Here is a 16197-nt window from a genome sequence, read left to right on the forward strand (position 1 = left end):
TGATGTCTTCAACATTACAATCGATATCTTTTTTATTGAGTTTCTTGGCTTTTACCTTTTTAGGTATTGCTCAGAAAAACGATTCTTTGTTAAATCTTGATCGTATCTATGTATCTAAAGAATTTAAAAGCGATCGTCTGGCGCCACTATTCTGGGTAGAAGATGGAAATGCCTTTGTGACTATAGAAAAGAGTGAAAATGGGAATGATCAGCTTATAAAATATAGGAGTAAAGATTATAAAAGTGATGTTTACCTGTCTACAGAAAAGCTCACATCTAATGGAGTAAATCTAAAAATTGAAGATTTTTCGTTATCGCCAGACGGAAGTAAGGTGATGATCTTTACAAATTCCAGTAGGGTTTGGCGAACAAATTCAAAAGGAGATTTTTGGGTGTATGATTTTGATACGGATAAGCTAAAAAAATTAGGGAAAGATTTTTCACCTTCTTCTTTAATGTTTGCAAAATTCTCTGATAATAATCAATTTGTAGCCTATGTTAAGGATTTTAATATTTATAAGGAGAATTTTAAAACTGGAGAAATTACACCATTAACAACGGATGGCACCGGAGCTATTATTAACGGTACTTTTGATTGGGTATATGAGGAAGAATTTGGAGTTCGAGACGGTTTTACCTGGAGTCCAGACGCTTCAAAAATAGCCTTCTGGCAATTAGATGCTTCAGAAATTGGTACCTTCTATATGATTAATAATACAGATTCTGTGTATGCGGAACCTATATCTGTACAATACCCTAAAGCAGGTTTTAATCCTTCCTCAGCTAAACTTGGATTAATCAATACAAAAACTTCAGAAATCAATTGGATTCCTGTTCCCGGTGATCCCGCTCAACATTATCTGCCGGCTATGCAGTGGGTGAATAAAGATGTACTGTTGATTCAACAAATGAACAGAAAGCAAAATGAACTGAATGTCTATACTTATAGACCTTCTTCGAATAAACTTCGTAAAATATATACTGAAACTGAAGATACTTGGGTAGATTTAAGATATCCGGATATAGCATCAAACCATTGGGGAAATAACGATCAGTTAATTGTAGATAACGGGAAAAGTTTTTTAAGAATGACTGAAAATGATGGCTGGCGCCATATGTATAAAATCAGTTTGGAGACCGGAAAAAAAACGCTTGTAACTCCCGGAAATTATGATGTGGCCGCTTATTATCAAACCAATGCTGAAAATTTATATATCGTAGCTTCTCCAAATAATGCAACTCAACGTTATTTATATAGTGTTCCTTTAAATGGAGCAGGAAAATTAACTAGGATCACACCAGCAGCATTTGGTGGTGTAAATAGCTATGATGTTTCTTTAAACGGTGAGTATGCAATTCACAAATTCACTGATGTAAATACACCTAATACCCTGAGTTTGGTAAGCCTTCCAAAGCATAAAACAATACAGAAATTAGTAGATAATAAACAACTAAAGAACAGGTTAAAAAGCCTGGCAATTCCAGAAACTTCATTCTTTAAGGTAACCACTAAGGAAGGTATTGTAATGGATGGTAGAATGACAAAACCTTTAAATTTTAATGAATCTAAAAAATATCCTGTTTTGTTTCATGTTTATGGGGAACCTTGGGGAGTTGTAGCCACTGATCAATGGATCGGTTTATATGAAATCTATATGGCGCAAAAAGGTTTTGTGGTAATTAATATAGACAACCGTGGTACCCCAAGTTTAAAAGGAAGCGAATGGCGAAAAAGCATATATCAGAAACTTGGGGTCCTCAATTCTAGAGATCAGGCATTAGCGGCGCAAAAAGTTTTAAAAACGTATAATTTTTTAGATAAAGACCGTGTAAATGTTTGGGGCTGGAGTGGGGGAGGTTCTATGACTCAAAACTTGCTTTTTCGTTATCCTGAAATTTACAAAACCGGGGTTGCAGTAGCCGGTGTGGCAAACCAATTATTGTATGACAATATATATCAGGAAAGATATATGGGTTTGCCAAATGAAGATAAGGATAAATTCATTGAAGGATCACCGATCACCTATGCTAAGAATTTAAAGGGGAATTTACTGCTAATTCATGGTACCGGTGATGATAATGTGCATTACCAGAATATGGAACTATTGGTAAATGAGCTTATTAGAAATAATAAGGAGTTTGAAATGATGGCTTATCCTAATCGCTCTCATGGTATTTATGAGGGTCAGGGTACTAGCTTGCATTTATACACTTTAATTACTAATTATTTTTTGAAACATAACAAATTTGATAATAACTAACGCATTATCTTAATATAAATCCGTCTTTCATTGGGTCGTCCGGATCAATGATAAAAGTTTGCATTCCTGTAATATAAGCGGTTCCTTCTACTTGCGGGATAACAGCTTTGTATATTCCGTAATCCACTTCAGAAATTACCGATGCCTTAAATACAGAGTTTGTTATACTTTCAATGTTCATTGTTTGTCCTATTTCAATTTCCTTACGTTTTTTATGGATAGCCATCCTGCCAGAGACTCCAGAACCTGTTGGTGAACGATCTACCTCTCCTTCAGCAAAAACGCATACATTTCTACTATCCGCCCCAGATACTTGCTTTGTATTATCTATAAAAATAGTACCATATAAAAAACTTAAATCCTTTTCAAAAGGATGTATAATATTTTTATGGGTATGGATTACAGCTTTCTTAATTTCCATTCCTTGGCTAATTATTGACCTATAGGATTCTGGATTTAAATCAAAATCAAAATTATTTTTTGCTATATCCACATATGCATAAAAGGCTCCTCCATAAGCTAAATCATAGGTTACATTTCCTAAACCTGGTACTTCAACACTAGTATCAAGAGAAACTACAAAACTAGGAACACAGTGAAAACGAACGTGCATTACTTTGCCATTTACTACTTTGGTATAAGAAGTAATTCTTCCACATGGAGCATCAATTTTTAAGATATTATCACCTTCCTTTACATTGATCCATTTCATTTTTACCGCTAATGTTGATATGGCTATAATGGCATGACCGCACATGGTAGAGTAGCCTTCATTGTGTAAAAAAATAATTCCAAAATCGCCTTCACTATCATTAGCGGGTAATAAAATACAACCGTACATATCTGCATGGCCACGTGGCTCAAACATTAAAGCGGTACGCAACTCGTCATAATGCTCTTTACAATATCTACGATATTCCAAAACAGAGTTTCCTTTTAATTCAGGGAAACCATTGACAATAACCCGAAGCGGTTCACCTCCTGTATGCATGTCTATGGTTTTTATTTGCAGCCAATTTTCTGGTGGTGTAAATTGTGTTTTGCGTACTATGTTTTGGAAGGTTGTTTTAGGCATTGAGGTATTTTTTATAATAATAACTTGCGGCCGTTAGGTCTTGTAGTGCGTGGCCAACAGATTTGAATACAGTTATTTCCTTAGAGTTAACCCTTCCATTCTTTGTATTGGAGCAAAGTTCAAATAAATCTGCTTTAATATCTGATTCTTGTATAATTCCATTTTCTAATGGAATAACGATATCACCACTTTCTTTTAACCCACCTTCATAAGTGTCAATAAAAACTGAAGCTCTCAAAATAGTATCGTTATCTGCTTCCCTCATATCTTTTTTATATGCTCCAACTAAATCAATATGCTGTCCAGCTGACAAATATTTTCCTAGCACCAATGGACTTTCTGATAATGTAGCAGAAGAAATTATCGCAACTTCAGAAATTTTTTCTTTAATGGATTTAATAGGGGTAATAGTAAATGCTTCATCTGATAACTGATTACATATATTTTGCGCTTTTTTGTAATCTCTGCCCCATACAAATACGTTTTCAATGGGTCTGACTGAAGCGTGAGCCTTAATGAGGTTAGTGGATAATGCACCAGTGCCTATCATTAACAGTGAGTTGGAATCCTCTCTTGACAAGTAAGAAGAAGCTAAAGCGGAAGCTGCAGCTGTTCTTTTTACCGTTAGGGCTTTCGCTTCCAGAATTGCCTTTATAGTCCCTTTAGTAGCATTAAGGTATATGTAGGTTCCATTGATTGAAGGTAAATTAAAACGCCCGTTATCTGGACTTACCGTAGCAATTTTTATTCCAGCATCATTACCAGGGTTCCAGGCGGGCATCAATAGTAATGTAGAATCTTTGTTTGTTGTAGGATTAGGAAAATCATGATGATGGCGCAATGGGACCATAACTTTTCTATCTGAAAAATTGTATTTTAATTGTTTGATCAATTCAGGGAAGTGTGTGTTCTTTTCAATAAAATGATCGTCTATTTGAATAATTTTATCCATTCTTTTAGTTTAGGGTTTAATTGATTTGTGTTAGGGTATATTGATATTTCACCGTTCTTAATTCAACAAATGAAAATACAAAACCTGATTTCTAATTTGCTTAATAGAATAATTTCTTTTAAAATTAAGTGGAACTCCCTTTACCACAATATTCATTCAAGTACACGGAGACTTAAATCATTTACCCCTAAATTTATTTCTATCATGTTTGTTATTAAATGGTTGAACTTTGAAATAAACACAATACAATTAGAAGTAGCATATTCTTCATGATACTGTGAATTTGTAAAAAAAATAAAATTAAAGTATAAGCGGTTAAGCTATTAGCTGCTTATTATCTTATAGTGACACTATATTAACTGAAATCCAATCTACTTATTTAGGTTGGATTTTTTGTTTTAGTCAATATTGATATTTATTGCTATTTTATCATATACATCTATTTTGTCTTGTACATTAACGATTTATGAGTTGTCTATTGATACCTTCATAATTCATCATATAATCAGTTAGTTATATAGGGCTCATTTTAATTTGATAATTATATCGCCAATCTTTTTCGATATATTTGATTCACTTTAAAAGTTGTTTTTATAAAATAGATATGTCGAACTACTTGATTACCGTAAACGGAGAAGAATTGGATTGTAAAACCAGTGATGCCGATTCTTTAGATAGCATTGTAGTAAATGCAAATACCCTTCATGTATTGGATCAAAATAGTGCGTTTAAGGTAGAGATGTTACAAACAGATTTTTCGAATAAAAAGGTGACACTCTCTATAAATGGAAACGTTTATGAGGTTAAATTGGAAGATGAATATGATCAGCAAATTAAAAAGATGGGATTACTAGCGGTAACTACCCAAAAATTGAATGAGGTAAAAGCGCCAATGCCAGGTCTTATTGTTGACGTTATGGTTGAGGTAGGTCAAGAGATTGTAGAAGGTACACCGTTATTGGTTTTATCAGCTATGAAAATGGAAAATGTTATTCTAGCTCAGGGTGAAGGAATAGTGAAGTCTATTAAAGTGGAAAAAGATGATGCCGTAGAAAAAGGGCAGTTGATTATTGAAATGGAATAGAAATATACGATTGTCATATGAGGAAACTCTTAAGTAATAGATGCTAAATCGTTACGTATTTAAATCTCGATTATCGAGTAAATTAAGTTTTAATGAAAAAAATACTAATAGCCAACCGCGGTGAAATCGCTTTAAGAATAATGAAGACTGCCCAGAAAATGGGTATCAAAACAGTTGCCGTTTATTCAGAAGTCGACCGCCATTCGCCACACGTAAAATTCGCTGATGAAGCGGTGTTATTAGGTCCAGCGCCATCATCAGAATCTTATCTGATCATGGAGAAAGTTATCGATGCTGCTAAGGTGACAGGTGCAGATGGTATTCACCCGGGATACGGATTCTTAAGTGAAAATGCCGTGTTCGCACAAATGGTCGAGGATAACGGTATTGTTTTTATTGGACCCAAGCCTCATGCCATTAAGGTTATGGGAAATAAGCTAGCGGCAAAAGAAGCGGTTCGTGATTATGACATTCCTATGGTGCCAGGTATTGAAGAGGCAATAACTGACGTTGCCTTGGCTGAAAAAGTAGCCAAACAAATAGGATTTCCTATCCTAATAAAGGCATCTGCAGGCGGCGGCGGTAAAGGTATGCGTGTTGTAGAAAACTTAAAAGATCTTCCAGAACAAATGGAAAGAGCTATTGGCGAAGCACTAGCTGCTTTTGGTGATGGTTCCGTATTTATAGAAAAGTATGTAGGCTCTCCAAGGCATATAGAAATTCAGGTATTAGCCGATACACATGGCAATACGGTTCATTTGTTTGAACGGGAATGTAGTGTGCAAAGAAGGCATCAAAAAGTGGTAGAAGAAGCTCCATCAGCAGTATTGACTCCAGAAATTAGAACAGCAATGGGGGAAGCTGCTATTAAAGTGGCAAAAGCCTGTGATTATGTAGGTGCGGGTACGGTGGAGTTCTTGCTTGATGAAAACAAGAATTTTTACTTTTTAGAAATGAATACCAGGCTGCAAGTTGAGCATCCGGTGACTGAGTTGATATCAGGTATTGATTTGGTAGAGCAACAAATAAAAGTAGCTCGTGGCGAAAAGTTGGCTTTTACGCAAAGCGATTTGAACATTAAAGGTCATGCGCTTGAAGTTCGTGTGTATGCAGAAGATCCGTTAGCTAATTTTATGCCGAGTATTGGTACGCTGTCAACCTATAAAATTCCCGTGGGTGAAGGTATTCGTGTAGATGATGGTTTTGAGGAAGGTATGGAGGTTCCCATTTATTACGACCCTATGATTTCTAAGTTGATTACCTATGGAAAGAATAGGGAAGAGGCTATACAGTTAATGATCAAAGCGATTGATAATTACAAAGTGGAAGGGGTGGCAACAACACTGCCTTTTGGTAAATTTGTGTGTGAGCACGAGGCTTTTACTTCTGGAAATTTTGATACTCATTTTGTTAAAAACTACTATTCTCCAGAGCATCTAGAAAAGCAATATGCCGAGGAAAGAAGAATTGCAGCTTTGGTGGCTTTGAAACTGTATTTAGAAAACGATAAGACGTTAAAAATTCCAACTAAAATTTCTTCGAACTGGCAGAAAAGTAGAACATAAAATCGCATTAAGGATTTGAACGAATAGAATGGAAGATAATAAAGAGATTTTAGCAGAGAAACTAGCATTGGCAAAATTGGGTGGTGGTCAAGAACGTATAGACAAACAGCACGCCAAAGGAAAGTTAACTGCTTATGAACGTATTCATTTTTTATTGGATGAGGGTTCATTTGAAGAAATGGGAGCTTTGGTTACCCATCGTACCAAAGATTTTGGTATGGAAAAACAAGTCTTTTATGGTGACGGAGTAGTTACAGGTTACGGAACTATCAACGGAAGACAAGTTTGTGTTTTTGCACAAGATTTTACGGTTTTTGGTGGTGCGTTATCTGAAACCCATGCCGAAAAAATCTGTAAAATTATGGATATGGCTATGAAAATAGGCGTGCCAATGATAGGTCTAAATGATAGCGGTGGTGCCAGAATCCAAGAGGGAGTACGTTCGTTGGGCGGCTATGCCGATATTTTCCATAAAAATGTAATGGCATCTGGGGTAATTCCTCAAATTTCTGCCATAATGGGTCCTTGTGCCGGTGGTGCGGTGTACTCTCCAGCAATGACCGATTTTACCTTAATGGTAGAGAACTCTAGTTATATGTTTGTTACCGGACCCAATGTAGTGAAGACCGTAACCAATGAGGAAGTAACCTCAGAAGAGCTTGGTGGTGCGTTGACCCATGCTACCAAATCTGGCGTAACACATTTAACGGCTGCTAATGATATTCAATGTATCAATCAAATTAAGCAGATAATCAGCTACATGCCTCAAAACTGCGAAGATAAACCAGCTGATATTTCAATTGAACTTGGTAACGAGGTTAGAGAAGCATTAGAAGATATTGTTCCTGAGAATGCGAATCATCCTTATGATATGCGTAACGTTATCAACGGAATTATTGATGAAGATACCTTCTTTGAAATACATGAAGCGTATGCCGATAATATCGTAGTTGGCTTTGCAAGACTTGGAGGTAAAAGTATTGGTATTGTTGCCAATCAGCCCATTAGTCTCGCGGGTGTTTTAGACGTTGACAGCTCTAAAAAGGCAGCACGTTTTACACGTTTTTGCGATTGTTTCAATATTCCACTTTTGGTTTTGGTAGATGTTCCAGGATTTTTGCCAGGTACCGATCAAGAATGGAACGGAATTATAACCAACGGTGCTAAATTACTGTATGCCTTAAGTGAAGCAACGGTGCCAAAAGTAACCGTAATTACCAGAAAAGCCTATGGTGGTGCTTATGATGTGATGAATTCTAAGCATATTGGAGCCGATTTAAATTATGCTTGGCCAGGTGCAGAAATTGCGGTAATGGGAGCCAAAGGTGCAAGTGAAATCATTTTTAGAAAAGAAATAAGTGCTGCGGATGATCCAGAAGCGAAATTGGCGGAAAAAGAAGCAGAGTATGCAAAATTATTTGCAAACCCTTATAGTGCCGCTGAAAGAGGATTTGTAGATGAGGTAATTCTACCAAAAGATACAAGACGAAAGTTAATAAAAGCATACACAATGCTTGAGAATAAAGTTGCGGTTTTACCCAAGAAAAAACATGGCAATATTCCGTTGTAATTGTTCAATTTTTTAAAGTGGATATCTGCTTATTTTAAGAAGTATTGTAGCCTTATACCATTAATGAAGAGTCTCTCACGATAAGATTAGTTTTGATTTCAACGGTTTTTGTGATTACATCATTCGTAGGGTTTTCTATTTCTTCAATTAAAAATCGTACTGCTGTACGACCAATTTTATCACCAGGTTGGTCTACTGTTGTTAATGCAGGGCTCACGATGGTGGAGTTAATGGAGTTGCTAAAGCCAACTACTGCTATTTCCTCAGGTATTTTAACCTTGAACTTGTGTAATGCTTTTATGGCGCCAATGGCTGCATTGTCGGTAATGGCGAAAATAATATCTGGGCGTTTTTTTATGCATAGTAAGATGATGATTAGTCGTCTGCCATTATTTATAGATATGTCTTTTGTACTAAGCATTAGTGGCAATAGTTGCTTTTAGTGTTGCATTCCCAAATATTTTGAACTAATCTTATAGCCATGAAACTTGTAATAGCACCAGATAAATTTAAAGGCTCACTAACCGGATTCGAATTTTGCGATGCCGTGGAAGAGGGTATAAAAATGGTTTTTAATGATGCAGAAATTGTTAAGAAACCACTGGCTGATGGTGGCGATGGTACTATGGAGATTGCCAAGCATTATATAAAAGGAGAAACGGTTTCCATTACGGTAAATGACCCCCTATTTAGAGCTATAAATGCTTCTTATTTATATTCTGACGAAAGAAAGATTGCCTACATTGAAATGGCAGAAGCATCCGGATTAAAATTACTGAATGTTGATGAGTTCAACTGTATGGAAACGACAACATTTGGCACAGGCGAATTGATTTATGATGCGCTTGAAAAAGGAGCAACAGAAATAATTTTAGGTATTGGTGGTAGTGCAACCAATGATGGTGGTATGGGCATTGCAAATGCCTTGGGATATCGGTTTTTAGATGAGGCAGGACAAGTGTTGTCACCGGTCGGTAAAAACCTCTCTAAGGTCAAAACAATTGATGATTCCAATAAACATCCCCAACTGGACAAGATGACCGTTAAAGTGGCATGTGATGTTACCAACCCTTTTTATGGATTACAAGGTGCCGCTTATATTTACGGTGCACAAAAAGGTGCTTCTGAAAATGAGATTATATTTTTAAATCAGGGTTTGTACAATTTTGCTGAAATTATTAAGAATCGCTATGAAATCGATTTACAAATAGTAAGTGGCGCCGGTGCAGCAGGTGGAGTAGGAGGTGGTGCTCTTGTTTTTCTAAAAGGGGAGCTGATTTCAGGCAATAATCTGGTAAAAGAATTAGCCGATTTTGATAATGCCATTGAGGGTGCGGATTGGATCATTACTGGCGAAGGTCAGTTAGACGAGCAAACCTTATCTGGAAAAACCATAGCTGGTGTAGTATCGTCTGCAAAATCAAAAAGCATACCTGTTGCTGCACTCTGTGGATCGGTAAGTATAACCGTGGCACAGCAACAAGATTTTGGTTTGGCCTACGTAGCATCGATTGTTAGAGGTATTTCTACCTTAAAGCAAGCTATGGAGCAGAGTAAGGACAACCTTGTAAATGCCGCCTTTAATTTTGCAAGTTTGATTAAATAATATTACTTAATTCATATTTGGGTTGACTACTTCTATTTCTTTTACAACATGTAGCGGTTTACCGTACGTAGTAAACCCGTTTAAAATTACCTCGTAAGTTCCCTCTATATCTGAAGTGAAAAATTCAAACTGATAATCACTATCGGCAATATTTAAAAGTGGATTCCAATATAACATTCTTCTGTAATCTGGTATTCTGTTAAACGAAGTGTACTCAGTTTTATAGGTTTGTACAAAATAGTTCTTTTTAGCTACCGCTTGAGTAAACGGCACTACTAGGCTATTTTTAGCAGTATAGGTGTCAAGAAAATCTGTATTGGTAGTTTCAATAGAAATAATACCTTGATATTCTTTTTGACCTAAACGAAATTGGTCTCTTGTTATACTGATTTTTTCAATTTTACGGGCATCAAATGCTCTTATTTGCTCATGATGTGGAATGTATATACCGTCTATTAAAACAATGGCAGGGAAGTCGTTATATTCCTCGTCATAGGATTTAAAATCCTGTCCAATTCTTATGTAAGCTTCACTTGTGTTCGCTTTTCTAAATCCAGCAAATTGTACCACTTCAACCAAAGTTTCTTCAAGGGTTGGAAAACGTGTGTATTCATCAAGTAAAATAACTTCTGGTATGCCACCATTAAATATATCAATAGGGTTACTCTGTAAGGTAGAATCTGGTTTAGCGCTAAAGAACTGATTTTCTATTTGGTTTAATATGCTTCTGTTCTTTATATATTCCGCTTGCTCCTTTGATAATCTGAAATTTGTGAATGATAGATTGGCTAGGTCAATAGGACTAGGTGTTCCTTTTTCAATGGTATAGGTTTTGCTTTTATCTTCAACCTGTATAACCATCATAGGGTTTTTACGGTCTTTGCGTATGTAAGAATAGAATTTTCCATTTTGGTCGGTTTTAGAGAATTTTAGTAAAGATTCTTTGCCAGGTATAGAAATAACTACAGGAAGGTTTTCAGCGGGTAACCCCGTCTCACTATTTTTCACTGTTCCGTATACTAGTTCTCCACGCTGTTCTGGTAAAAAGATGCTATCACCAATGGTCTGTTTAATTTCTTTATCTGCATTGAAATATGCATTACCATAGGTTACTGAATTGAGGGAAGATGGAATAGCGATCTCTTCTTTTCTTTTCACTTTAATACTATAGAAACCATGACCTAAAGCTCCTTTATAATTTTTGATGCTCAGGTCTACTTTATCTCGAGGTAAATATTTAGATCGGTTAGTTCTAATTGTAATTGTTGATGAGTCTGAAACCGAAATAGCATCAGTTGAAATTGACGATGGCGCATCGGGTTTCTTTTCTAGAAGGGTAGATTGGTCTACCAAATACGGGTTGATGATTATAATATTATCTTTAAAAACTTGAGATAGACCTGCGTTTTTCATCCATTGGGTATAACCTAAAAGCTTGTACCTACCCGATGGTATATCTGTAGACACAAAGAAATCTCCATAACCATGCCCTTTGTTCAATTTTATTTTATGTTCAAAAATGAAGTCTCTCTCTTCGTTTACAAGTGCTACATACCCAATTGTACTTATTTTACTAGGGTTATTGGTTTGGGCATTGAAACAGTGAATTGAGTAATACAAATATTCCCCAGATAATACCAATGGTCCGTTATGGTCTACAAATGCTTTCTCTTGGGGCACTTTTTTTAAATTTAAAAGTTCAGCACCATCTTTGATCACATATTGGGTGTGACCAAGATTGACGATTAAAATGATTATTGCGGTAAGTATTTGTGTTGTCTTCATAATGCTATTTAATCTACCCAAAAATCTGGTTTAATATTACTGCCTAAAACTGTACAATCTCCACAAACTCTTGGAACAAAAATATGGGGTCCGCCACAGTCTACGTCATTGACATTAGGTTTTACATAACTTATTAAGTTCAGGTCTACTTGCTGTATCACCGATTGTGGACAAGGGTTAGGTCCTCTAGGTCCACTAAAACAAAATGAAACATGAGATTCTGGCGCAGTCAGTTCTCTGCAATTAAAAGGATATGGGGGTAATTCTTCATTCGGATAAAAATCGGCGTAATTGAAAAAGAGCCTTTCTTTAGAAGCGGATACCACATCAAAAAAACCGATTACGTTACCTTGAGAACCATCGTCTGAAGAAAGATTACCTTGTAAAAAACCAGGTTGTACTTGAGAAAAAATGCTACCGGTCTGGCTGAAGTTGTTTAATTGGTCGTAGAAACTAAAAGATGCTGCGCTTGATACTAGTTGTTCTACTTCAATACTATATCTATGGCTTATGATAAAGTTTTCTTGGTCAATAAAGCGTACCATAAACTTTTTAATGTTATTGCTCAAGCTACCTTGTTGTGCTTGAATTATAGTGTTCGATAAGTTATTACCGAAGCATACTTGTTGCTCTTCTTCTCGTTCTACAATTTCTAGGTCATAAGTAACTACAGGTAGTGCACACGGTTCGTAATTGGTAAGTTTAAAAGCTTCTGGAGTCCAATTTGGCGCAATAACCTTATAAGTTTCATCATAGGTATAGCGCAAGTTTTGCACATTGCCAGATGTTACGGCGTTGTCAACGAAAATACCAATACCTTGCGCTCCAGATTCGCTTGTTGTTTTTTCTGCATAAATGTTAGAAATGCTAGCTAAGCCTTCTATTTGCATAGCTGAAGAAGAATATGTTTTACCGTCTGCTGTAATAATATTTAATTGATACGTATTGCCCATTTCTGCGGCAAATTCAATATCCGATTCATAAACACCCGGACTAGCTTCATTAAATGAATAAGTGGAGCCATTGCTATTTTCTATAGAAACTAGGGCGTTAGCTTCATAACGAACTAAATCTCTATTAATATCTCGTATTGGTGTGTATGGATTGTAGATAGAATCAATGCCTAAATCTACCAAAGTGTCCATTCTACTTATGGTGACCCTATGGTTCTTAATTTCGTCGGTTATTGTGGCTTCTACAATTAGAATTTTTAATACGTCATCATTTGACGGAATACCAAGATCAACCTTTTCAATACAAGAGATGAAGGTAGAAATGCAAATTATAAATAGAATAAACTTTTTCATCACTAATGATTTTTTCGAGTACTATTAAAATTTAAAATTATAAGTAATGGACGGAATAGGAACTGAGAATATTGAACTTTGCAGTGCCTTAACTTCACCATCATCAGTTACGAAAAACACCGAATATGGATTGTTTCTACCTAATACATTGTAAACCGATATGGTAACAAAACTATGTGCTAACTTATTTTTCTTGTGGTTTCCTTCTATATTAAGACCTAAATCTAAACGGTAGAAATCTGGTATTCTAAATTCGTTTCTATCACTAAAAGCAACAAAATCTGCGTTATTGAATCTAAATGTACCTACAGGGTAGGTAATAGGTCTACCGGTTTGGTACACAAAGTTTGTAGATAGACTATACCGTTTTGTAAAACGATAGTTGGTAATAACGCTTACATCATGGGGCTTGTCAAAATTGGAAGGAAAGAATTCTCCGTTATTGATACGCTCTTCGCTAAATTCACTGTCAAAACGGTATAAAGATCTAGAGTAGGTGTAACTCAGCCATCCGTTTAAATCACCGCTTTTCTTTTTTAATAGAAACTCTACCCCATATGCCTTACCATCACCCTGTAATATTTGTGTTTCTACATTTTCATTTAAGAAGAGGTTGGCACCGGTTTTAAAATCGAGCACATTTTCCATTTTCTTGTAATAGCCTTCAATACTTAATTCATACTCGTTTTCTTTAAAATTTTTATATAAACCTAAAGAAGCTTGATAGCCCTTTTGTGCTTCAATATTCAGATCAGAAAGTTTCCACGTATCAATGGGGGAAACCGTGGTATTGTTTGAAAGGGTATGTAAAAATTGATATGAATTATTAAGACTTGCCTTTACCGAAAAATCTGGCGTAAATAAATATCTAGTGGAAATCCTTGCTTCTGGTCCACCATAGGTTTTTATATTTTCATTACTAGAATAGGCTATGGTATCTTGAACGGTAGATTCGTTCTTTGGCATGCCTTCTTCATAGGTTCTTTGGGTAGCTTCACCTAAGGATGCAAAAAACGCATATCTCACGCCTAAATTGACAGAAAGTTTTTCATTAAAGGTTATTTCATCCCCAATAAAAAGTGCAGCTTCAAGGGCTTGTTCGTTATCAATAGTAAGCTCAATGACATTAGATTCGCTTCCGTCAGGTTCAATACTTCCTGGATTAACCGAATAATATTTCGCGGAACCACCGTAGTCTAACGTGTTTTTATCGTTTATAGATGTACGAAGCTTATATTTTAATTCGGTTTCGTTAATACTGTAGTCAAGTTTAAAATCGGTGTTTGTATCACCGTCAAAATCAATTCCAAATCCGTAATTACTATTATCAACAATTAATGCACTATTTGTTTTGACACTCTTTCTGTGATCCCAACGTACAGAAAAAAGTCGGTTGTCATAATTGTATAAAGAATCGGACGTAATACTAAAAGCATCTCTACTATAATAAGCGGTTGCTTTTACCTCATTTTTATCATTTATTTTATTGTGATATTTAACGATGCCATCAAAAAAAGAGGCGTTGCTATTACGTAATGATTCGTCATCTAAAGATCGTAGAATCCAGTCGGCATAGGCTCCTCTACCACCAACAACAAGTGAAGATTTTTCTTTTTCTAGCGGAATTTCCAATGCCAAGTTTCCGGTAACGGGACCAATAGAACCTTCACCTGAGAATTTTTCTACGTTTCCGTTTTTTGTTCTGATATCAAAGACAGATGAAAGCCTGCCTCCAAACTCTACGGGTATAGCACCTTTATAGATGTCTACACCTTTGGTCGTAAACGGATTCAATGCTTGAAAGATTCCAAAAAAGTGCTGCGGGTTGTATATTACCGCATCGTCTAACAGCACTAAGTTTTGGTCTGTTTTACCCCCACGAACGTTTAAGCCCATAGCACCTTCACCGGCAGAGGATATACCGGGCAATGCCTTGGCTACAGAAAGAATATCACGTTCCCCTAATACCAACGGAATATTTTTAGATTCCTCAGAATCTATTTGTTCGCTACCTGTAATAGCATCTTCTACATTTTTAAAGGCATCTGCCTCTACAACAACTTCGTCTAATTGTTGTAGCCCTTCTTCCATCAATACATCTAAATTACCATTATTGAACATAATAATCTCACGGTCTGTAGCGGCTATACCCATGGCGCGTATACTTAATACATTGTAACCTGCAGGTAATTGTAGGTTGTAATTACCATTGGCATCGGTTACCGTAATTTGATTGGAAGTCTTAACACGAATGGCTAAATCTTGAATAGGCTCACCTGTTTTAGAATTGATTGCCCTTCCTGTCAACCTATAGCTTTCTTGTAAATGGTTAGGGTCACTTTTACCAATCTTGGCAACATCGTAATTTCGTTTGGTTTGGGTATTGGCAGAATAAAATGTAGGCGGTGGTGCGGTAGCTTTTGTTTGCGTATTACTATTTGCTACAATTACTTCTTCAGAACCAAAAAAACCATTGGGTAGTTCGTCATAAACAATGGTGTTTTCTAAAAGAATGATGCGTTTCTGAGATTCTAGAAAGTGAAAGTTTAATGAAGTGTTTTCAAGAACGGTTTGTAGGGCGGTATTAATATCCTCGTTTTCGTAGGTTTTTGTTATGCTAATTCCATGAACCCATTGGTCTAAAAAGTAGAATTTAAAATTTGTTTGTTTTTCAATATCAACAATGACCTCTTTTAATGCTGTTGCTGAGTATTGACCAGAAATAGACGGTAATTCTTGTGAATACCCCGTAATAGTAATTGAGAATAAGGTTAGGGATGATAGAAAGATTTTAAAATGTCTATTAGTTGTAGAAGACAACATCTTTTTAATAGCTGTTTGAAAAAAACAGCTACCCTTTTGTTGTTTGGTCATGGTAGTTGGTTGAATACCTACAAGATAAGAAAAAGAACAGTATCACGGAATGTGCTTTTTAGGTTTTAATACCAACGCTATAAATGATTGAAAATGCCTTGGGTATAAATTACGAATG

General features: G+C 35.9%; 11 protein-coding genes. 5 read left to right on the plus strand and 6 right to left on the minus strand.

The window, feature by feature from the left end; translation table 11 throughout:
• Positions 1-2 precede the first annotated feature (2 nt).
• Positions 3-2261: a S9 family peptidase gene (locus BW936_RS03375; RefSeq protein WP_076547944.1), complete on the plus strand. Its 2259-nt coding sequence runs from the start codon at positions 3-5 to the stop codon at positions 2259-2261.
• A gap of 4 nt (positions 2262-2265) precedes the next feature.
• Here BW936_RS03375 and BW936_RS03380 read toward each other — a convergent pair whose 3' ends face one another.
• Entirely contained in the window at positions 2266-3336 is a 1071-nt protein-coding gene (locus BW936_RS03380; RefSeq protein WP_076546904.1) for a proline racemase family protein, read from the minus strand.
• On the minus strand, positions 3329-4288 hold the full coding sequence (locus BW936_RS03385) for a bifunctional Delta(1)-pyrroline-2-carboxylate/Delta(1)-piperideine-2-carboxylate reductase (protein ID WP_076546905.1): 960 nt from the start codon (positions 4286-4288) through the stop codon (positions 3329-3331). Before BW936_RS03385 ends, BW936_RS03380 begins: the two co-directional genes overlap by 8 nt.
• A 604-nt stretch (positions 4289-4892) precedes the next feature.
• Between BW936_RS03385 and BW936_RS03390 the strand changes: the two genes are divergently transcribed.
• The 3 genes from BW936_RS03390 (at position 4893) to BW936_RS03400 (ending at position 8507) form a co-directional block, all read left to right on the plus strand.
• Positions 4893-5372: a biotin/lipoyl-containing protein gene (locus tag BW936_RS03390; RefSeq protein WP_076546906.1), complete on the plus strand. Its 480-nt coding sequence runs from the start codon at positions 4893-4895 to the stop codon at positions 5370-5372.
• Between the two features lie 92 nt (positions 5373-5464).
• Positions 5465-6937: an acetyl-CoA carboxylase biotin carboxylase subunit gene (gene accC / locus BW936_RS03395; protein ID WP_076546907.1), complete on the plus strand. Its 1473-nt coding sequence runs from the start codon at positions 5465-5467 to the stop codon at positions 6935-6937.
• A 28-nt stretch (positions 6938-6965) separates the two neighbouring features.
• On the plus strand, positions 6966-8507 hold the full coding sequence (locus BW936_RS03400; RefSeq protein ID WP_076546908.1) for an acyl-CoA carboxylase subunit beta: 1542 nt from the start codon (positions 6966-6968) through the stop codon (positions 8505-8507).
• A gap of 52 nt (positions 8508-8559) precedes the next feature.
• On the opposite strand, the gene BW936_RS03405 is transcribed toward BW936_RS03400, so the two are convergent.
• Positions 8560-8928, minus strand: coding sequence for a substrate-binding domain-containing protein (locus BW936_RS03405; protein ID WP_076546909.1), 369 nt, complete (start codon positions 8926-8928; stop codon positions 8560-8562).
• A gap of 60 nt (positions 8929-8988) precedes the next feature.
• Between BW936_RS03405 and BW936_RS03410 the strand changes: the two genes are divergently transcribed.
• Entirely contained in the window at positions 8989-10113 is a 1125-nt protein-coding gene (locus tag BW936_RS03410; RefSeq protein ID WP_076546910.1) for a glycerate kinase, read from the plus strand.
• Between the two features lie 6 nt (positions 10114-10119).
• Here the strand turns inward: BW936_RS03410 and BW936_RS03415 are convergent, their stop codons facing one another.
• From BW936_RS03415 to BW936_RS03425, 3 genes are read right to left on the minus strand one after another with little or no spacing between them, the layout of a single operon-like run.
• The gene (locus tag BW936_RS03415; protein WP_076546911.1) at positions 10120-11898 is read right to left on the minus strand and encodes a hypothetical protein; all 1779 of its coding nucleotides are present in this window, start codon (positions 11896-11898) and stop codon (positions 10120-10122) included.
• 8 nt (positions 11899-11906) lie between these two features.
• On the minus strand, positions 11907-13205 hold the full coding sequence (locus BW936_RS03420; protein ID WP_076546912.1) for a DUF4249 domain-containing protein: 1299 nt from the start codon (positions 13203-13205) through the stop codon (positions 11907-11909).
• A 24-nt stretch (positions 13206-13229) separates the two neighbouring features.
• Positions 13230-16079, minus strand: coding sequence for a TonB-dependent receptor (locus tag BW936_RS03425; RefSeq protein ID WP_244156159.1), 2850 nt, complete (start codon positions 16077-16079; stop codon positions 13230-13232).
• Positions 16080-16197 lie beyond the last annotated feature (118 nt).

Source organism: Maribacter ulvicola (assembly GCF_900155985.1).
Classification (GTDB): domain Bacteria; phylum Bacteroidota; class Bacteroidia; order Flavobacteriales; family Flavobacteriaceae; genus Maribacter; species Maribacter ulvicola.